Below are 18,052 nucleotides of genomic sequence, written 5' to 3'. Positions count from 1 at the left end.
TCGGGAGCCGGCGTTTCCGGCGGCTCCTGCGGTACGGCGGGCTGCGTTAAACAGGGATGAAAGCCGTCAGGCGGGCAGATTCGTGTCTCAATGTGAGATGGCGGTCACACCGGAGCCCGCTACCGTGGGAGCAGTTCCGCTGGTGACGGACGCGAAGGAGTCGGCCCATGGACGCTGCACTGCCGGTCCGGGACCCCATCCGGGTCTCATGGGAGCGTTCGCACGCTTCCCAGGTGGACATCGACCGCCCAGCGCCGACGTACTTCGACCGGATCGACCGCGAGACCACGCTGATGCGGGCAGCCCGGCCGGTGATCGACGCGCTGTCGTCGGAGCTCCACAACGAGCCGGTCTGCATCATCCTGACCGACGGGAAGGGTGTCGTCCTCGACCGCCGGGGCGGTGACCCCGCCCTGCTGCGGCGGCTGGATTCGGTCGACCTCGCGCCTGGATTCCAGTACGCCGAGTCCGAGGTCGGGACCAACGGGATCGGTACGGCGCTCGAGGTGGGCGGGCCGATCCTGGTCCACGGAGCTGAGCATTACAACGGGAAATTACGAATGTTCTCGTGTGCCGGGGCGACGATTACCCATCCGATCACCGGCGGGCTGCTCGGCGTACTGGACATCACCACCCAGGCCAGGAACTCGAACTCGATCCTGCTGTCGTTCGCGAAACTCGCGGCCCGGCGGATCCACGACCGAGTCGTCGAGGAGGCGAACGCACTCGACCACGCCTTGCTGAGCGACTACTACGCGGCCTGCCGGCACAGTGGCGGACCGGTGCTCGCGCTCGGCGACGAGGTGTTCATGATGAACGCCTACGCGCAGGCACGGTTCGACGCGATCGACCAGGCGGCGCTGATCGACCGCACTCGCGATGCGCGTGGCGGCACCAAGCCAGTGGTGTTCATGACCGACCTGCCCAGCGGGACGACCGCGCGGATGGCCTACCGGCCGACATTCGTCGGCGACACCCTGGCCGGTGGGGTCATCCAGATCAAGGAACAGCGGCCGCCGGCTCGCAGCGCGGCCCGGTTCCCGTTGGTTCCCGGGACGACCGGGACGAGTGCGGTCTGGCAACACGTCACCCAGGAGTTGCTGGATGCGTGCAGCCGGTCCGAATGGTTGATCGCCGACGGTGAACCGGGGGCAGGCAAGTTGTCCTTGCTGCGTGCGGTCCGCCGGCACGTCGCACCGAGTCGGCGGCTGGCCGTTCTCGATCCCGAGGTGACGGGCGACGACCTACTGGCCGAGGCACGCGCGGAGCTGGAGTCCGGGGCCGATCTGATCATCCGGCGAGCGCATCTGCTGACCGGCGAGGTTCTCGACGGTCTCACCGAGTTGCTGCAGAACGTCCGCGACGGCGCGATCGCCGGGGACGCCTGGGTCGCGCTGACCCGGCCCGCAGACCGGTCCGAGATCGCCGGCCGGCTGTTGGCCTTCTTCCCCCGGACCGTCGAGGTGCCGCCGCTACGGCATCACCTGGAAGACATTCCGGCCCTGGTCCGATCACTGCTGGCAAAGTCCGGCATCAGCGGCCTCACGTTCTCCACCACGACGATGAACCAGCTCATGCGACTGCCGTGGGCGGGCAACATCACCCACCTGCGCGCGGTACTCACGGCGGTCGCCCGGCGACGCCGGTCCGGCGTGGTCGAACTGGCCGACCTGCCACCCGAGTGCCGGGCCACGACCCGTCGCCAACTGACCCCGATCGAAGCCCTCGAACGGGATGCGATCGTCGACGCCCTGTCCATGTACGACGGCGAGAAACAAGCCGCGGCCGCAGCCCTCGGGATGTCCCGGGCAACCATCTACCGCAAGATCCGCGAGTACGGAATCGTCACCTGACGGGCCGTTCACATCAGGTAGTAATACAGATGAACGGCCTGTGAGGATTCGATCACAGACCGCGCCATATATTGCAGATCGTTACCACCGTGGAACCACTCAGCGCTGCGACCGAACCCTAGGCTCCGCTAGGTTCTGGCCATGAGCGATTCCGGTACCTTGACGAAAACCGGTCTGGTTGCGCTGACCGACGTCAACAAACATTTCGGCGAGTTGCACGTCCTGAAGGACATCAACCTGTCCATCGCCAAGGGCGAGGTCGTCGTGGTGATCGGTCCGTCCGGATCCGGCAAGTCGACGCTCTGCCGCGCGATCAACCGGCTGGAGCCGATCGACAACGGCACCATCACGCTCGACGGCCAGCCGCTGCCCAGTGAGGGCAAGGCACTGGCCAGACTGCGCGCCGACGTCGGCATGGTGTTCCAGTCCTTCAACCTGTTCGCGCACAAGACGATCCTGCAGAACGTCACCCTCGGCCCGATGAAGGTCCGTGGCCAGGGCAAGGCCGAGGCCGACGAGAACGCCCGGGCGCTGCTCGACCGGGTCGGCGTCGCCGCGCAGGCCCACAAGTACCCGGCACAACTGTCCGGTGGCCAGCAGCAGCGGGTGGCGATCGCCCGCGCACTGGCGATGGACCCGAAGGTGATGCTGTTCGACGAGCCGACCTCGGCTCTGGACCCGGAGATGATCAAAGAGGTCCTCGACGTGATGGTCGACCTGGCCGGTCAGAGCATGACCATGGTCGTGGTCACCCACGAGATGGGCTTCGCCCGCCGTGCGGCGAACCGGGTCGTCTTCATGGCCGACGGGCAGATCGTCGAGGAAGCCGAGCCGGAGAAGTTCTTCACCGATCCGCAGACCAAGCGGGCCCAGGACTTCCTGTCGAAGATCCTCACCCACTGACCGCTCTGGCCGTTCCCAGCGCAGTACCGAACCAACGGAGGAAATGACAATGCGACAGCGAATCATCGCTGCCCTCGGGATCGCGGGTCTGGCTGCGACCGGACTGGCGGCCTGCGGCGACGACTCGGGCTCCGACTCAGCCTCGGGCTCCAGCGGTGGCGAGAAGGTCACCATCGGCATCAAGTTCGACCAGCCCGGTATCGGCCTGAAGGAAGGCGCGAACTACACCGGGATGGACGTCGACGTCGCCAACTACGTCGCCAAGGAGCTCGGCTACGGTGACGTCACCTTCAAGGAATCGCCGTCGGCACAGCGCGAGACGCTGCTGCAGAACGGCCAGGTGAAGATGATCTTCGCGAGCTACTCGATCACCGACGCCCGCAAGGAGAAGGTCTCGTTCGCCGGCCCGTACCTGACCGCCGGCCAGGACCTGCTGGTCAAGGCCGACAACACCGACATCACTGGTCCGGAGACGCTGAACGGCAAGAAGCTGTGCTCGGTAACCGGCTCCACCTCGGCGCAGAAGGTCAAGGACAAGTTCGCCAAGACGGTGCAGCTGCAGGAGTACGACACCTACTCCAAGTGCGTGGAGGCGCTCGGCGCCGGCGCGATCGACGCGGTGACCACCGACAACACCATCCTGGCCGGCTACGCCTCGCAGGAGGCGAACAAGGGCAAGTTCAAGGTGGTCGGCAAGACGTTCTCGACCGAGCGGTACGGCGTCGGCCTGAAGAAGGGCGACACCGAGACCTGCACCAAGGTCAACGACGCGCTGAAGAAGATGGTCGACTCCGGCGAGTGGCAGAAGGCCTTCGACAAGAACCTCGGCTCGTCCGGGCTGAAGCTCGACCCGGCGACGAACCCGCCGAAGACCTTCGACGCCTGCGCCTGATCTGACATCGCCGGGGAGGGGCCGCGCACGCGGTCTCTCCCCGGCGTGCTGATCTCCACCTCGTTCCCAGCTGGAGAAACATGGACGTGATTTCGGAGTTCTTCGTCGAGTACGACGGCCTGCAAGCCTTCCGGACGACCATCTACCTCACGCTGCTGTCGGCGGTGTTCGCGCTGCTGATCGGCACCGGTGTGGCGGTGATGCGGGTCTCCCCGGTTCGGGTGCTGCAGGTGATCGGCACCGCCTACGTGAACATCGTCCGGAACACACCGCTGACCCTGGTCATCGTGTTCTGCAACCTCGGGCTGTTCCTGCAGCTCGGCGTCTCGCTGGCGAACAAGGGCTCGAACACCTTCATCACCGACAACAACTTCCGGCTCGCTGTCCTCGGCCTGTCGGTCTACCACGCGTCCTTCGTGGCCGAGGCGATCCGCAGTGGTGTCAACACGGTCCCGCTGGGCCAGGCCGAGGCGGCCCGGGCGATCGGCCTGCCGTTCCTGAAGACGCTGCGGTACGTCGTACTCCCGCAGGCGTTCCGCGGTGCGATCGCCCCACTGGGCAACGTGCTGATCGCCCTGACCAAGAACTCGACAGTCGCCTCTGTCATCGGCGTCACGGAGGCCTCCGCGGTGATGAAGGTGATGATGGAGAACCGGCCCGACGTGATCTTCGTGGTGTTCGGCATCTTCGCGATCGGCTTCGTCATCCTGACCCTTCCGGTCGGAATGCTGTTCACCTCGATGTCCAAGCGGCTGGCGGTGAAGCGATGAGCAACAGCAGCGTTCTGTTCGACGCGCCCGGCCCGCGCGCCAAGCGCCTGTACGCCGCCGTCGGCGTGGGCAGCGTCGTCGTCCTGCTCCTGGTGCTGTGGTTCGTCATCGACAAGTTCAACGAGAAGGGCCAGCTCACCGCGGCCAAGTGGAAGCCGTTCCTGACCGGCGAGATCTGGACCCAGTACCTGATCCCCGGCCTGATCGGCACGCTGACCGCCGCCGCCATCTCGGTCGTCCTGGCGTTGGTCATCGGGACGCTGCTGGGTGTCGGGCGGCTCTCTCTCGCGGCCTGGATCCGGTGGCCCTGCAACGTGATCGTCGAGTTCTTCCGCTCGGTGCCGGTGCTGCTGATGATGCTGTTCACCTACGCCCTGTACGCGCACTACGAGGTCGTCCCACCGGAGCGGCTGGCGCTGGCCGCCGTCGTCACCGGCCTGACGCTGTACAACGGCGCGGTGGTCGCCGAGCTGGTCCGCTCCGGCGTGTACTCGCTGCCGAAGGGACAGAGCGAGGCGGCGATGGCGATCGGCCTGACGCCCGCCAAGGCGATGCGGCTGGTTCTGTTGCCGCAGGCAATCACCGCGATGCTGCCGGCCATCGTCGGCCAGCTGGTGGTGATCCTGAAGGACACCGCACTCGGCTACATCATCACCTACGAGGAACTGCTCCGGAAGGCGGAGCAGATCGGCAACTACAAGTCGAACCTGCTCCCGGCCCTGATCGTCGTCGGCGCGATCTTCGTGATCGTGAACTACCTGCTCGGCGTCCTCGCCCAGCGGGTCGAAGCGCTGACGCGCCGCCGCGGCCGCTCGGCCGGCGGCCCCATCCCGCCCGACCAGATCGACCAGACCGCCGTCGCCACCGCAGCCGCCGGAGCCATCCCCCCGATCTGACACACGAAGAGCCCCTCCTTCCCGGAGGGGCTCTTCTCTGGTCAGCGCAGGGTGTTGAAGGAGTCTCGGATGATGTCGAGGGCTTCGGCGGTTTCTTCTTCGGTCAGGGTCATCGGCGGGGCCATCCGGAGGACGTTGCCGTAGAGGCCGCCCTTGCCGATCAGGAGGCCGCGGTTCTTGGTCTCCTGCTGAAGTTTGGCGGTGCTGGCCGCGTCCGGGCTCCGGTCGTCGGGCTTGACGATCTCGGCGGCCAGCATCAGGCCCTTGCCGCGGACGTCGCCGAGCTCGGGGAACTCCTCGGAGATCCCGCGCAGCCCGTCGGCCAACTGGGCGCCGCGCTTGGCCGCGTTCGCCTGCAGGTCGTGATCGAGCAGGTAGTCGATCGTCGCCTTCGCCGCGCTGGTCGAGATCGGGTTCCCGCCGAAGGTGGACAGCGAGTTCGCCTTGATGCTGTCCATCAGGTCGGCCCGCGCGACCACTCCGCCGATCGCGAACCCGTTGCCGAGTCCCTTCGCGAACGTCATCGCATCGGGTACGACGTCGTGCGCCTGGATCCCCCAGAAGTGCTCACCGGTCCGTCCCCACCCGGTCTGCACCTCGTCGGAGATGAGCAGGATCCCGTACTCGTCGAGCACCTCCTTGAAGGCGCCGTATAGGCCGTCGGGCGGTGACGAGAACCCGCCGACGCCCTGGATCGGCTCGGCGATCAGGCAGGCGACATCGCCGGCGGTGGTGGTCTCGATGACGTTGCGCAGGTCGTCGACGCAGGCGTTGACGTAGTCCGCGTCGGGCAGGTCGCGGAACGGGCTGCGGTACCGGTACGCGCCCTGCACGTACTGCACGTTCACCGGCGACAGACTGCTCGCGGACCAACCGCGGTTGCCGGTGATGGCGACCGTACCGAAAGCGCGGCCGTGGTAGGAGTTGCGCATCGCCAGCACCTGGTTGGAGCGGCGGTTCTGGGTGGCGAGCAGCAGCGCCGTCTCGTTCGCCTCGGTGCCGGAGTTGGCGAAGAACACCTTGGCGTTCGGGATGCCCGACAGCTCGGCGATCTGCTCGGCCAGCTCGATCTGCTTGCGGATCAGGTACACCGTCGAGGTGTGCGCGATCCCGGTCCCGAGCTGCTCGCGCACCGCCTCGGAGATCTCCGCGATGTCGTAGCCGATCGCGTTGGTCAGGATGCCGGCGAAGAAGTCGAGATAGGTGTTGCCCTCACCGTCGGTGACCCGGCGGCCGGACCCCTCCACGATCTCGATCGGCTCCTCGTAGTACAACGCGAGCCAGTCCGGCATGACGGCCTTGTGACGCTCCCAGAGCTCCGCATGTGTCATGTCTAAGCATTACCTCATCGCGCCGTTCGCTCATAGTGGGCATCTATCGCGGTAGTGTCCTGCGCCGAGGAGTGGCCGGCGCAGGACGCTAGGGTGCTCTGCGTGACATTGCCGAGCATTCCGCATGTGGACATCGAGTCCCTGGAGCACTTCGATCGGATCGTGGCCGCTGGGGCCACCTCGATGGCCGGATGGCGGGTGCAGTCGGTCGATCTGACCGGGCGGACGGCGGAACTGCTGCAGCTGAGCCCCATGGGCGGTCTGTTCCTCGGCTGCTCGCTGGAGGAGAAGGCCGAGACCTGGATCCGCGACGGCGGTGGACTGCTGTTCCCCGCGATCCCGTCCCTCCCCTTCGACTCCTACCGCGGCACGCTGTACGACGCGGAGGAGCTGTACGCCGGCCTCGAGCACGGGTACGACGCCACACCGGACGCCCGGATCTACGCGTGGTCCCGGCAGCACGACGAGAAGGGCGACACCAGCCGGACCCTCGCCGCAGCCCTCCACGACCACGCCATCGCCGATGCCCTCGACGAACTGCCCGGCGACAGGCCCTGGGTGGGTGTGATGGGCGGTCACGGCGTACTCCGGAGCGACGACAACTACCGAGCCGCGGTGCTCCTGGGTCGTACGCTCGCCCGCCGCAAGCGCATGGTGGTCACCGGCGGCGGCCCTGGTGCGATGGAGGCCGCCAACCTCGGTGCGTCACTCTCCGAGTACGACGACGCCGCCGTCGACCGTGCACTCACCGGACTGGCGCGCGTACCGTCGTTCCGACCCTCCGTGGCCGCATGGGCCGCTTCAGGGCTCGACGTACGGCGTGAGTTCCCCGGCGACGGCGGCGTGTCGATCCCAACCTGGTTCTACGGCCACGAGCCGCCGAACGTGTTCGCGTCGGCCATCGCCAAGTACTTCTCCAACGCGCAGCGCGAAGACGTCCTCCTCAGCCGCGCCCGTGGCGGAATCATCTACCTCCCAGGCGCCGCCGGCACAGTCCAAGAGGTCTTCCAAGCCGCAACCCCCAACTACTACGGCGACCCAGCCACCCAAATCCCCCTCATCCTCGTCGGCATCAACCACTGGACTGCGCACGTCCCCGTCTGGCCCCTCCTCCAGTCCTTGGCCTTGGGACGATCCCTGGCCCACTCCATCCATCTGGTCGACACGATCGACGAGGCGGCCGAACTCGTCAGCTGAGTTTGTCGGTGGGGTGGTTTACGGTGCGCGGCATGACGAATTTTGTGTTGGTGCCGGGGGCTTGGCTTGGTGGGTGGGCTTGGGATGAGGTGGCTGTGGTGCTTCGGGCCGAGGGGCACGAGGTGTATCCGGTGACGTTGAGCGGGCTTGCCGAGAGGCAGGGCGTGGACGCCGGCCAGCAGGAGCACGTCGACGACATCGTCGCGGTGATCGAGGACAACGATCTGCGGGACGTCGTACTCGCGGGGCACAGCTACTCCGGGATCCCCACCGGACAGGCAGCGGGGCGGATCGGCGACCGGCTGCGGCGGGTGGTGTACGTCGACTCCAACATCCCGCACGACGGGAAGTCCTTCATCGACGGCTGGTCCGAGGAAGGACGCGCCTGGGTCGAAGGCCAGATGGCCGAGTCAGGCGGCTACTGGCCGCCGCTCACCGCCGAGGACTACGTCGGCCAGGACCTCTCCGACGAGACCATCGCCGTGATCGTCTCCCGCAGTACGCCGCACCCCGGCCGCGCGATCTCCGAGCCGGCCGCAACCGCACACCCGATCACCGAGCTGCCGACGACGTACATCAAGTGCCTGATGGACGGCGCCACACCGTCATCCGATGTCGCCGAGCACCTCAAGTCACCATCCTGGGAGCTGGTCGAGCTCCCCACCGGCCACTGGCCGATGTTCTCGCAACCCGCGGCGCTGGCGAAGATTCTCGGCAATGCCGGGTGAGGACCGCAGTCAGCTCTTGGTGAGCCGGCCGACAGTCACGTAGCCCTCACGCCACCGGACGCGGGGCCGATCACTTGTTGGCGGCGGCCAGCTGGCCGCAGGCGCCGTCGATCTCCTGGCCTCGGGTGTCGCGGACGGTGGTAGGGATGCCGCCGGCCTCGAGACGGCGGACGAACTCGCGCTCGTCGGCCGGGTCGGAGGCGGTCCACTTCGAGCCGGGCGTCGGGTTCAGCGGGATCAGGTTGACGTGCACCCAGCCCCAGTCGCCGCGGGCCCTGAGCTTCTCCGCCAGCAGGTCGGCCCGCCAGGCGTGGTCGTTGATGTCGCGGATCATCGCGTACTCGATCGACACCCGGCGCTTGGTCTGCTGCGCGTATCCCCAGGCCGCGTCGAGCACCTCGTCGACCTTCCAGCGGTTGTTGATCGGCACGAGCTCGTCCCGCAGCTCGTCGTCCGGCGCGTGCAGCGACAGCGCGAGCGTGACGGGGATCCCCTCGGTCGCGAGCTGGTTGATCCGCGGCACCAGGCCGACGGTCGACACCGTCACGCCCCGCGCCGAGATCCCGAGACCCTCCGGCGACGGATCGGTGAACCGCCGGACCGCGCCGATCACGGCCTTGTAGTTGGCCATCGGCTCGCCCATGCCCATGAAGACGATGTTGTTGACCCGCCCGGGCCCGCCGGCGATCTCACCGCGCGCGAGCGCCCGCGCACCGTCGACGACCTGCTCGACAATCTCGGCCGTGGTCATGTTGCGGGTGAGCCCCGCCTGGCCGGTCGCACAGAACGGGCACGCCATCCCGCAGCCGGCCTGCGACGACACGCACATGGTGGCGCGGCCCGGATACCGCATCAGGACGGACTCGACCAGCGAACCGTCGAGCAGCTTCCACAGCGTCTTGCGGGTCTGCCCGTTGTCGCACTCCATGTCCCGGACCCGGGTCAGCAGCGGAGGCATCAGGTCGGCGACCAGCTTGTCGCGGGTCGCGGCCGGCAGATCGGTCATCTCGGCCGGGTCGGACACCAGCCGGGAGAAGTAGTGGTTCGACAGCTGCTTGGCCCGGAACGCGGGCTCCCCCAGCGCGGCGACCGCCGTACGCCGCTCCTCCCCGGTGAGGTCGGCTAGGTGCCGCGGCGGCTTCTTGGCACGGCGCGGCTCATCGAAGACAAGAGGAAGGGAGGTAGTCATAACGCAGTCGATTGTCCCTTGCCGCCCACCACATTCACAAATTCACATCCCCCACGTGCCCGGAATCACAAGTCGGCGCCGGGCGCCGGCTCCTTCCGGTCCGAGTGACCGAGCTTGCGGTCCGGAGCGATCCGATCCCGCACCAGCTGCTTCAGCGTCGGAATCTCGCCGAACCCACCCTCGGCCTTCCGCGACCACAACGTCTCCCCGTCCAGCCGCACTTCGAAGACCCCGCCGATGCCCGGAATCAACGCGACCTCCCCGAGCTCCTTCGGGAACGTGGTCAGCAACTCCTGCGCGGTCCAGGCCGCCCGCAACAACCAGCGACACTGCGTGCAGTACTCGATCTCCAGCCGCGGCTCTCTCATCACACCGGAAACCGTACTCACCGGGGGCGGCCGGTGAGTACGGCGTACCGCCTCAGGCCGAATAGCCCTTCGGTGGGATCAAGGTGGCGAGCTGGTTGAACGTGAGCCAGTACGTCGCTGTGGGGGCGAAGCCGGCCGGGTCGGCGATCAGGACGGTCATGTCGCTGGAGTCGTACCCGATCACGGTGAAGTAGTGGTAGATCGTGTAGTTCGGGTAGCCCGGCGGGTGGTTGCCGGCCGGGGCGACGATGTTGGCGACGATCGGGTAGTTGTTGTCGATATCGAGTACGACGTCCCGCCAGAGCAGATCGCGCTGCGCCTGGGTGGGCGGGTCGTTCGGCATCCCCTTGGTCTCGTACCAGCCGGTGCCGAGGTGGCTGTTGAGCACCCGGGTCACCTGCCCGACTTCGCGGCTGCCACCGCTTCGGCCGAGACGGTCGGGGCGGCGGGTGCGGCAGTCGCCGGAGTGGATTGCGGTGTAGAAAATTCACCAGCCCTTTCCATCCAGCTCGAAGGGTCAGGCGGCGGCCGCCTCCACCGGCTCGATGATCTCCCGGACCAGCCAGCGCACGGCCCGCTCCGGATACGGCCGGGGCAGCGACAGCACGATGTGATCGAACCCCAGCCGCACGGCCCGCTCGACGATCGCGCGCGTCGCGGCCGGATCGTCGTACGACACGATCTGCTGCAGCGACCGGCTGATCGCTCCCGGGTCGCGGCCGATCCGTGCGCACTCCGCGTCCAGCCGCCGTACGCGGTCTTCGAGAAAAGCGAAGTCGTTGTGTGGCGGCCCGCTGATGTTCCAGATGTCGGCGTGCTCCGCGATCAGCCGCATCATCCGGTGGCCCCAGCCGCCGATCAGCAGCGGCGGACCGGGGCGCTGGATCGGCTTCGGCGCGTTCCGGTTCTGCTCGAGCGTGTAGTACCGGCCGTGAAAGTCGAAGACGTCCTGCGTCCACATCCCGCGGAGAATCTCGATCGTCTCCCGCAGCCGATCCACGCCCTCCCCCGGCGGCACCAGCGTCAGCCCGTACGCCGCATACTCGGCGACTGCCGGGTTCGGTCCAGGAATGCCGCCCATGCCGGCCGGCTGATGCGTACCGCCCGCGCCCAGCCCCATGACGAGTCGGCCGCCAGAGATCACGTCCAGCGTGCTGGCGATCTTGCCGAGCACCGCCGGCGGCCGGATCCGGTTGCTGGTGACAAGCAAACCGAGGCGAAGCCGAGTCGTCTGAGCGGCGAGCGCCGACAGCAGCGTCCAACCCTCCAGGACGTCACCATCCTTGGGTCCGACGAGTGGCAGGAAGTGGTCCCACAGCCAGGCGTCGCGGATCTGCGGGACCTCGTCGGCCTCCCGCCAGACGCGCTGGATGTCGGCATACGGGACGTGCATCGGGGTGGTCTTCAGACCGAAGGTCAGTTCCATAATCGTCAGGGTAACTGATGATCAGCACTCCTGACGATCAGGTTGCCGGTAGATTTGCCCGTATGGCGTCGGACCGGCTCGGGTACCTGCTCAAACACGTCCTGGCGCGGCTGACCGAGGCGCAGACCAAGGCGCTCGCGCCGCACGGGCTGAACGGCCGCGATCTGGCCGTGCTGTCCGCGGTCGCATCCGGGGATCCGCTGTCGCAGCTCGAGGTGGCCGCCCGGCTCCGGGTCGACCGCACCTCGATCGGTGATCTGCTCGACGGCCTGGAAGAACGCGGCTTCGTCGAACGCCGACGCAGCCCGGAGGACCGTCGCCGCAACGTCGTGGTGCTGACCGCGCTGGGCGAGTCCACCTTCGAAACAGCCGAGCGGATCCGGCAGGAGATCGAGCGCGAGTTCCTTGCTCCCCTGCCCGACGGCGAGCGCTTCCGCGCCGATCTGCGGGAGCTGTTGGGGGAATGAGGGCTCTGTTTCGGCCGTTGGACTCTGCATCATGGCTGCTCTGTCCGGCGTTCCCCTGTCCATCCTGGACCGCTCGCGGACGCGAGTAGGTGAGACAGAAGCCGAGACACTGCGTGCGACCGTCGAGTTGGCACGGCAGGTCGAAGAGCTTGGCTACAAGCGTTTCTGGGTGTCCGAGCACCACAGCGTTCCCGGAGTGGTCGGCTCGGCTCCCACTGTGCTGGCGGCTGCGGTTGCTGCACGCACGCGGCGAATCCGTGTAGGCACAGGCGGCGTGATGCTGCCGAACCACCGGCCACTCGTGGTGGCCGAGCAGTTCGGGGTCCTGGAGTCGCTGTACCCGGGCCGGATCGACATGGGCCTCGGTCGATCAGTCGGCTTCACGAACGGTATCCGTCGCGCTCTGGGCGTCGAGAAGGATGCAGCTGAAGACTTCGCTGCACAGGTCCGCGAGCTCATCGGCTACCTAGCCGGCACGCAGCAGAACCAGGTTCACGCACGTCCTGGCGAAGGTCTGCACATCCCGCCATTCATCCTCGCGGTTGGCGAAGGCGCTGCGATCGCAGCATCTCTGGGCCTGCCGGTGGTCCTCGCCGCTCGCTCCGAATCTGAGGTGCTCGCGACCCTCGACCAGTACCGCACGACCTTCCAGCCATCGGCCTGGGCGCCGGAACCCTACGTCATCCTCGCCGTCACCGCCGCCGTCGCGGACACCACCGAAGCTGCCCGGCAGATCCTGTTGCCCGAGGCATGGGCCAGCGCGTACTCACGCACGCGCGGCGTGTTCCCGCCACTGCAACCGGACGTGCCAACTGACCTGACCGCTCGCGAGCAAGAGTTCTTCGAGAACGGTCTCCGAGGCCAGATCTACGGCACACCTGACGAGGTGGACACGGCACTCGGCGGTCTGGTGCGTCGTACCGGCGCTGACGAGGTGCTGATCACCACGAACACCTTCGACCGGGCCGACCTGCTGGCGTCGTACGCCGCTCTCGCGGAACTCGCGCTACCGGTTAATGCGCGCCTCTAGGCGCTTGCGGACATCGGGCCATTCGTCGGCCAGGATCGAGAACACCACGGTGTCGCGGAACGAGCCGTCCGCCAAACGCTTGTGCCGGCGCAGCACGCCCTCACGAGTCGCACCGAGCTTGGCGATGGCGGCCTGCGACCGGGTGTTCTTGGACCCGGTCTGGATCTTCACCCGGCCGAATTCGCAGTCCTCGAAGGCATGCTGGAGCAGCAGGAGCTTGGCCGCCGGATTGACCGCCGTACCCCAGACCGCCGGCGCGTAGCCGGTCCAGCCGAGGTGGATGCTCTCGTTGGGTACGTCGACATCGCCGAGACTCGACGTACCGACGACGGTGCCATCGGCAACCAACCGGACCACATAGGCGAATCGCTTCTCCGCGGCCGGGATCCACTCGGCCCGCATCGCCTCCGCGCTCCCCGGCATTCCCGCGATCCCTCCGCCGAATCCCCCGGCGTACACCTGCTCGTTGCCGATCGCGGCGTACAGCTCCTCGATGTCGCCGTCCCGCAGCCGGTCCAGCCGTACGACGCCGCCCACCAGGGACCGTCCGTCCGGCGCGACAGTCACGACTTCACCAACACGTGCAGCAGCAGCCAGACCGCAGGGGCCGTGGCCAGCAACGAGTCCAGACGATCCATCACACCGCCGTGTCCCGGCAGCAGGTTCGACATGTCCTTGATGCCGAGGTCGCGCTTGATCATCGACTCACCGAGGTCGCCCACCGTGGCGGTCAGTACGGCGACCGCACCGACGATCGCACCGGCCCACCAGTCGCCGTCGAGCAGCCAGACCACCGAGCCGATGCCGGCTCCGATACAGAAGAGAGCCGAGCCGGCGAAACCTTCCCAGGACTTCTTCGGGCTGATCGTCGGCGCCATCGGGTGCTTGCCGAACAGGACACCGGCCGCGTAACCGCCGACGTCACTGGCGACCACGACCAGGAAGAACGTGACCACCCGCTCGGGGCCGTCCGCCTCCGGCTGGACCAGCAGGATCGCGAACCCGGCCAGCAGCGGCACGTAGCCGATCAGGAACACGCCGGCGCTGGTGTCGCGGACGAAGCCCACCGATCCGCCCGGCATCCGCCAGAAGATCGTCGCCAGCACCGTGGCCGCCAGCGCGACCAGGAGCGCCATCGGCCCACCGAAGTAGGCCGCCACCAGCATCGCCGCCGTACCGGCGAACACCGGGATCCGCGGGATCACCGCGCCGCCGGTGCGCAGGGCCTTGATCATCTCGTCGACGGCGATCAGGACGACCGCCAGCACCAGGACGGTGAACAGGACCTTCTGCCAGAACAGGGATCCGAGGATCAGCGCGCCGAGACCGACACCCACCGCGATCGCCGCAGGCAGGTTCCGCCCGGCGCGGCTCGGGGTCGGCGCGGGCGTGCTCTCGACGCCCATCACACCTCGAGCAGTTCGGCTTCCTTGTGCTTGAGCAGCTCGTCGATGGAGTCGACGTACTTCTTCGTCAACCCGTCGAGCCGCTTCTCAGCACTCTTGCCTTCGTCCTCGCCCGCATCGCCGGCCTTGACCGTCTTGTGCACCTGGTCCATGGCGTGCCGGCGGATGTTGCGCACCGAGACCTTGGCTTCCTCGGCCTTGGTCTTGGCGACCTTGATGTACTCCTTGCGCCGCTCCTCGGTCAGCTGCGGCATCACCACGCGGATGACCGCGCCGTCGTTGCCCGGGTTCACGCCCAGGTCCGAGTCGCGGATCGCCTTCTCGATCGCCGTCATCGCACCCTTGTCGTACGGCGAGATCAGCACGGTGCGGGGCTCGGGCACCTGGAAACCGGCGAGCTGCTGCAGCGGCGTCGGGGTGCCGTAGTAGTCGGCCAGGATGCTCGCGAACATCTGCGGGTGCGCCCGGCCGGTGCGGATCGCGGCGAAGTCGTCCTTCGCGACCTCCACGGCCTTCGCCATCTTCTGCTCGGCTTCGCGGAGAGCTTCGTCGATCACGACATTCCTCGCTTCCTCAGGGCCGCTCGGCGCGGCCATACTCCAACCCTACGGACGCAGGTTTACCAGATAACGGACACAACCTGTGTCCAACGATCCTAGTGGTACACCGTGACCACTCCTACGACCGGGCCTGCGTCGTCCCGCGGCGTACTCGGAGGCCGTACCTGGGGCTACTGGCCCGGGGAGACGACCGTGCCGATCTTCTCGCCGTGGACGACCTTGGCGATGTTGCCCTCCTCGAGGCCGAAGATCACGATCGGCAGCGCGTTGTCGCGGGCCAGGCTGATCGCGGTCGCGTCGGCCACCCGCAGACCGCGGGCGAGGAAGTCGTCGTAGGACAGCTGGTCGAACTTGACCGCGTCCGGGTTCTTCTTCGGGTCGGAGTCGTAGACCCCGTCCACACCCTGCTTGCCCATCAGCAGCGCCTCGGCGCCGATCTCGAGCGCGCGCTGGGCGGCGACCGTGTCGGTGGAGAAGTACGGCATGCCGGAGCCGGCGCCGAAGATCACCACGCGGCCCTTCTCCAGGTGCCGCTCGGCCTTGCGCGGAATGTACGGCTCGGCGACCTGGCCCATCGTGATCGCGGTCTGCACCCGGGTCTCGATGCCGAGCTTCTCCAGGAAGTCCTGCAGCGCCAGGCAGTTCATCACCGTGCCGAGCATGCCCATGTAGTCGGCCCGGTTGCGCTCCATCCCGCGCTGCTGCAACTCGGCACCGCGGAAGAAGTTGCCGCCACCGACCACCACGGCGACCTGGACTCCGGCCCGGGCCACCTCGGCGATCTGCTTGGCGATCGAATTCACCACGTCGGGGTCGACGCCGAGCTTGCCGCCGCCGAACACCTCACCCGACAGCTTGAGCAGCACCCGGTGATAGGCCGGAGCGAACGGCGAAGAGGCCGGACTCGTCTCGGTACCCAGGGTTTCCGTCACGATTCCGGCCTCCTCGTCGATGAAGAACTGTGCTTTTCCTGCGATCAGGCGCCGACCTCGAAGCGGGCGAACCGCTTCACGGTCACGCCGGCCTCGTCGAGCACGGCCTTCACGGTCTTCTTGCTCTCCTGGACCGACGCCTGCTCGAGCAGCACGACGTCCTTGTAGAACCCGTTCACCCGGCCCTCGACGATCTTCGGCAGGGCGCCCTCGGGCTTGCCCTCCTCGCGGGCGGTCGCCTCGGCGATCCGCTTCTCGCTCTCGACCGTCTCGGCCGGGACCTCGTCGCGGGTGGTGTACAGCGGGCGCATCGCGGCGGCCTGCATGGCGGCACCACGGGCGGCCTCGACGTTGTCACCCTCGAACTCGACCAGTACGCCGACCTGGGCCGGCAGGTCCGCGGCACGCTTGTGCATGTACGCCGTCACCTGGCCGTCGAACACGGCGACCTTGGCCAGCTCGAGCTTCTCGCCGATGACCGCGGCCAGCGCCTCGATGTTCTCGGCAACGCTCTTGCCGTCGGACAGCTTCTCGCTCAGCAGGCCCTCGACGTCGCCGACCTTGCTGGCGGCGGCGTGCGCGACGATGTCGGCGGCGAGCTGCTGGAACTGCTCGTTCTTCGCGACGAAGTCGGTCTCGCAGTTCAGCTGGACCAGCGCGTTCTCCGCGGCGGCGACCAGGCCGTTGGTGGCGGACCGCTCAGCGCCACGCTTGGCAGCCTTGGCCGCGCCCTTGATGCGCAGCTCCTCGATCGCCTTCTCGAAGTCGCCGTCGGTCGCCTCGAGCGCCTTCTTCGCGTCCATCATGCCCGCGCCGGTGGCGTCGCGGAGCTTCTTCACGTCAGCGGCGGTGTAGTTCGCCATTCCTCGTTCTCTCGTCTTCTCGATGCGGCTGGGTAGGCGGGCTCGAGTGCCGCCCGGTGTGGACCGGGCGGCGACTCAGGGCTGTCAGGCCTCGTCGGCCTTCGGGGCCTCGGCGGCCGGGGTCTCCTCGGCCTTCGCCTCGGCAGGGGCCTCGGGCGCAGCCTCGGCGGCAGCCTCGGGCTTGGCCTCGGCGGCAGCCTCGGGCTTGGCCTCGGCGGCGGCCTCGGGCTTGGCCTCGGTCACCACGGCGTCGGTCGCGACCGGCTCCGTCAGCACGTCCGTGGCCGGCGCGGCCTCGGCCGCGGCCTCCGGCTTGGCCTCAGTGGCAGCGGCCTCCGGCTTGGTGGTGCCGTTCTGGCTCTCCAGCAGCTCCCGCTCCCAAGCAGCCAGCGGCTCCTCGGCACCCAGCTCCTCGCCGGCCGCGGCAGCGCCCTGGCCACCACGCGACATCAGACCGTCGGCGACGGCGTCGGCGACCACGCGGGTCAGCAGGCCGACCGAACGGATCGCGTCGTCGTTACCCGGGATCGGGAAGTCGACCTCGTCCGGGTCGCAGTTGGTGTCCAGGATGCCGATGATCGGCAGCTTCAGCTTGCGCGCCTCGTCGACGGCGAGGTGCTCCTTCTTGGTGTCCACGATCCACACGGCGGCCGGAACCCGGGCCATGTCGCGGATACCGCCAAGCGTCTTCAGCAGCTTGTCGTGCTCGCGGCGCTTCTGCAGCAGCTCCTTCTTCGTGACGCCGGAGGCGGCCACGTCGTCGAAGTCGATGAGCTCGAGCTCCTTGAGCCGCTGGAGCCGCTTGTTGACGGTCTGGAAGTTGGTGAGCATGCCGCCCAGCCAGCGCTGGTTCACGTACGGCATGCCGACCCGGGTCGCCTGCTCGGCGATCGCTTCCTGGGCCTGCTTCTTCGTACCGACGAACAGGATCGCCCCGCCCGAGGCGACCGTGCTGCGGACGAACTCGTAGGCGCGGTCGATGTACGACAGCGACTGCTGCAGGTCGATGATGTAGATGCCGTTGCGCTCGGTCAGGATGTAGCGCTTCATCTTCGGGTTCCAGCGCCGGGTCTGGTGCCCGAAGTGCACGCCGCTCTCGAGCAGCTGCTTCATGGTCACGACGGCCATGAGGTGTTCCTCCTACGGACCCGGTCAGCCGGGTCACTTCTCGGTTGTCTCGCCACGGACCGGGTGATCCGCCGCGCCTGATGCCCGTCGTGCGAAACCACCCGGGAGGTTCC

The 18,052-nt window shown here is 67.7% G+C and carries 20 protein-coding genes; 9 read left to right on the top strand and 11 right to left on the bottom strand.

All coding sequences use genetic code 11. The features are described 5' to 3' along the window. Positions 1-167 precede the first annotated feature (167 nt). The 5 genes from AB0E63_RS13795 (at position 168) to AB0E63_RS13775 (ending at position 5,314) form a co-directional block, all read left to right on the top strand. Complete coding sequence (locus AB0E63_RS13795) at positions 168-1,853, top strand: helix-turn-helix domain-containing protein (protein WP_360365168.1); 1,686 nt, start codon at positions 168-170, stop codon at positions 1,851-1,853. Between the two features lie 141 nt (positions 1,854-1,994). Continuing rightward, positions 1,995-2,756 carry an amino acid ABC transporter ATP-binding protein gene (locus AB0E63_RS13790; protein WP_360365166.1) on the top strand — a complete coding sequence of 254 codons (762 nt, stop codon included), beginning with the start codon at positions 1,995-1,997 and terminating at the stop codon, positions 2,754-2,756. Between the two features lie 49 nt (positions 2,757-2,805). Continuing rightward, a complete protein-coding gene (locus tag AB0E63_RS13785) occupies positions 2,806-3,648 on the top strand; it encodes a glutamate ABC transporter substrate-binding protein (RefSeq protein ID WP_360365164.1) in 843 nt (280 codons plus the stop codon). Positions 3,649-3,728: 80 nt separating this feature from the next. Then, positions 3,729-4,418, top strand: coding sequence for an amino acid ABC transporter permease (locus tag AB0E63_RS13780; protein ID WP_360365162.1), 690 nt, complete (start codon positions 3,729-3,731; stop codon positions 4,416-4,418). Continuing rightward, positions 4,415-5,314, top strand: a complete 900-nt coding sequence (locus AB0E63_RS13775; protein WP_360365160.1) for an amino acid ABC transporter permease — start codon at positions 4,415-4,417, stop codon at positions 5,312-5,314. The genes AB0E63_RS13780 and AB0E63_RS13775 overlap by 4 nt, the downstream gene beginning before the upstream one ends. 41 nt (positions 5,315-5,355) lie before the next feature. Here the strand turns inward: AB0E63_RS13775 and AB0E63_RS13770 are convergent, their stop codons facing one another. Further along, positions 5,356-6,645, bottom strand: coding sequence for an aspartate aminotransferase family protein (locus AB0E63_RS13770; RefSeq protein ID WP_360365158.1), 1,290 nt, complete (start codon positions 6,643-6,645; stop codon positions 5,356-5,358). Positions 6,646-6,828: 183 nt separating this feature from the next. Between AB0E63_RS13770 and AB0E63_RS13765 the strand changes: the two genes are divergently transcribed. Both AB0E63_RS13765 and AB0E63_RS13760 read left to right on the top strand, forming a co-directional pair. Beyond that, on the top strand, positions 6,829-7,842 hold the full coding sequence (locus tag AB0E63_RS13765) for an LOG family protein (RefSeq protein ID WP_360365253.1): 1,014 nt from the start codon (positions 6,829-6,831) through the stop codon (positions 7,840-7,842). Between the two features lie 32 nt (positions 7,843-7,874). Further along, a complete protein-coding gene (locus AB0E63_RS13760) occupies positions 7,875-8,570 on the top strand; it encodes an alpha/beta hydrolase (protein ID WP_360365156.1) in 696 nt (231 codons plus the stop codon). A gap of 70 nt (positions 8,571-8,640) precedes the next feature. Here AB0E63_RS13760 and rlmN read toward each other — a convergent pair whose 3' ends face one another. The 4 genes from rlmN to AB0E63_RS13740 all read right to left on the bottom strand — a co-directional run bounded on the left by rlmN (position 8,641) and on the right by AB0E63_RS13740 (position 11,553). After that, positions 8,641-9,759 carry a 23S rRNA (adenine(2503)-C(2))-methyltransferase RlmN gene (gene rlmN / locus AB0E63_RS13755; RefSeq protein WP_360365154.1) on the bottom strand — a complete coding sequence of 373 codons (1,119 nt, stop codon included), beginning with the start codon at positions 9,757-9,759 and terminating at the stop codon, positions 8,641-8,643. 65 nt (positions 9,760-9,824) lie between these two features. Then, entirely contained in the window at positions 9,825-10,127 is a 303-nt protein-coding gene (locus AB0E63_RS13750) for a SelT/SelW/SelH family protein (protein ID WP_360365251.1), read from the bottom strand. A gap of 52 nt (positions 10,128-10,179) precedes the next feature. Beyond that, complete coding sequence (locus AB0E63_RS13745) at positions 10,180-10,515, bottom strand: C39 family peptidase (RefSeq protein WP_360365152.1); 336 nt, start codon at positions 10,513-10,515, stop codon at positions 10,180-10,182. A gap of 129 nt (positions 10,516-10,644) precedes the next feature. After that, a complete protein-coding gene (locus AB0E63_RS13740; RefSeq protein WP_360365150.1) occupies positions 10,645-11,553 on the bottom strand; it encodes an LLM class flavin-dependent oxidoreductase in 909 nt (302 codons plus the stop codon). Positions 11,554-11,615: 62 nt separating this feature from the next. On the opposite strand from AB0E63_RS13740, the gene AB0E63_RS13735 reads away from it, so the two are divergent. Both AB0E63_RS13735 and AB0E63_RS13730 read left to right on the top strand, forming a co-directional pair. After that, positions 11,616-12,020, top strand: coding sequence for a MarR family winged helix-turn-helix transcriptional regulator (locus AB0E63_RS13735; RefSeq protein ID WP_360365148.1), 405 nt, complete (start codon positions 11,616-11,618; stop codon positions 12,018-12,020). 31 nt (positions 12,021-12,051) lie between these two features. Next, complete coding sequence (locus AB0E63_RS13730; RefSeq protein ID WP_360365146.1) at positions 12,052-13,050, top strand: LLM class flavin-dependent oxidoreductase; 999 nt, start codon at positions 12,052-12,054, stop codon at positions 13,048-13,050. On the opposite strand, the gene AB0E63_RS13725 is transcribed toward AB0E63_RS13730, so the two are convergent. The 6 genes from AB0E63_RS13725 to rpsB all read right to left on the bottom strand — a co-directional run bounded on the left by AB0E63_RS13725 (position 13,027) and on the right by rpsB (position 17,939). After that, a complete protein-coding gene (locus AB0E63_RS13725) occupies positions 13,027-13,617 on the bottom strand; it encodes a GNAT family protein (RefSeq protein WP_360365144.1) in 591 nt (196 codons plus the stop codon). The genes AB0E63_RS13730 and AB0E63_RS13725 overlap by 24 nt on opposite strands. Then, positions 13,614-14,456 carry a phosphatidate cytidylyltransferase gene (locus AB0E63_RS13720; protein WP_360365142.1) on the bottom strand — a complete coding sequence of 281 codons (843 nt, stop codon included), beginning with the start codon at positions 14,454-14,456 and terminating at the stop codon, positions 13,614-13,616. Before AB0E63_RS13720 ends, AB0E63_RS13725 begins: the two co-directional genes overlap by 4 nt. Beyond that, positions 14,456-15,010: a ribosome recycling factor gene (gene frr, locus AB0E63_RS13715; protein ID WP_360365249.1), complete on the bottom strand. Its 555-nt coding sequence runs from the start codon at positions 15,008-15,010 to the stop codon at positions 14,456-14,458. The genes AB0E63_RS13720 and frr overlap by 1 nt, the downstream gene beginning before the upstream one ends. Before the next feature lie 176 nt (positions 15,011-15,186). Continuing rightward, positions 15,187-15,948 (bottom strand): UMP kinase, encoded by a 762-nt coding sequence (gene pyrH / locus AB0E63_RS13710; RefSeq protein WP_360365140.1) that lies wholly within the window; start codon positions 15,946-15,948, stop codon positions 15,187-15,189. A gap of 44 nt (positions 15,949-15,992) precedes the next feature. Continuing rightward, positions 15,993-16,811, bottom strand: a complete 819-nt coding sequence (gene tsf, locus AB0E63_RS13705) for a translation elongation factor Ts (protein WP_360365138.1) — start codon at positions 16,809-16,811, stop codon at positions 15,993-15,995. Between the two features lie 84 nt (positions 16,812-16,895). After that, entirely contained in the window at positions 16,896-17,939 is a 1,044-nt protein-coding gene (rpsB, locus tag AB0E63_RS13700) for a 30S ribosomal protein S2 (protein ID WP_360365136.1), read from the bottom strand. Positions 17,940-18,052 lie beyond the last annotated feature (113 nt).

The organism is Kribbella sp. NPDC026596 (assembly GCF_040638415.1).
Lineage (GTDB): Bacteria > Actinomycetota > Actinomycetes > Propionibacteriales > Kribbellaceae > Kribbella.
The sequence above is the reverse complement of the archived record's forward strand: the minus strand, read 5'-3'. Positions and strand labels throughout refer to the sequence as shown.

Coding starts and splice junctions, on each gene's coding strand:
- AB0E63_RS13795 (WP_360365168.1), top strand. CDS start 168: ATGGACGCTGCACTGCCGGTCCGGGACCCCATCCGGGTCTCATGGGAG.
- AB0E63_RS13790 (WP_360365166.1), top strand. CDS start 1,995: ATGAGCGATTCCGGTACCTTGACGAAAACCGGTCTGGTTGCGCTGACC.
- AB0E63_RS13785 (WP_360365164.1), top strand. CDS start 2,806: ATGCGACAGCGAATCATCGCTGCCCTCGGGATCGCGGGTCTGGCTGCG.
- AB0E63_RS13780 (WP_360365162.1), top strand. CDS start 3,729: ATGGACGTGATTTCGGAGTTCTTCGTCGAGTACGACGGCCTGCAAGCC.
- AB0E63_RS13775 (WP_360365160.1), top strand. CDS start 4,415: ATGAGCAACAGCAGCGTTCTGTTCGACGCGCCCGGCCCGCGCGCCAAG.
- AB0E63_RS13770 (WP_360365158.1), bottom strand. CDS start 6,645: ATGACACATGCGGAGCTCTGGGAGCGTCACAAGGCCGTCATGCCGGAC.
- AB0E63_RS13765 (WP_360365253.1), top strand. CDS start 6,829: ATGGCCGGATGGCGGGTGCAGTCGGTCGATCTGACCGGGCGGACGGCG.
- AB0E63_RS13760 (WP_360365156.1), top strand. CDS start 7,875: ATGACGAATTTTGTGTTGGTGCCGGGGGCTTGGCTTGGTGGGTGGGCT.
- rlmN (WP_360365154.1), bottom strand. CDS start 9,759: ATGACTACCTCCCTTCCTCTTGTCTTCGATGAGCCGCGCCGTGCCAAG.
- AB0E63_RS13750 (WP_360365251.1), bottom strand. CDS start 10,127: ATGAGAGAGCCGCGGCTGGAGATCGAGTACTGCACGCAGTGTCGCTGG.
- AB0E63_RS13740 (WP_360365150.1), bottom strand. CDS start 11,553: ATGGAACTGACCTTCGGTCTGAAGACCACCCCGATGCACGTCCCGTAT.
- AB0E63_RS13735 (WP_360365148.1), top strand. CDS start 11,616: ATGGCGTCGGACCGGCTCGGGTACCTGCTCAAACACGTCCTGGCGCGG.
- AB0E63_RS13730 (WP_360365146.1), top strand. CDS start 12,052: ATGGCTGCTCTGTCCGGCGTTCCCCTGTCCATCCTGGACCGCTCGCGG.
- AB0E63_RS13720 (WP_360365142.1), bottom strand. CDS start 14,456: ATGGGCGTCGAGAGCACGCCCGCGCCGACCCCGAGCCGCGCCGGGCGG.
- tsf (WP_360365138.1), bottom strand. CDS start 16,811: ATGGCGAACTACACCGCCGCTGACGTGAAGAAGCTCCGCGACGCCACC.
- rpsB (WP_360365136.1), bottom strand. CDS start 17,939: ATGGCCGTCGTGACCATGAAGCAGCTGCTCGAGAGCGGCGTGCACTTC.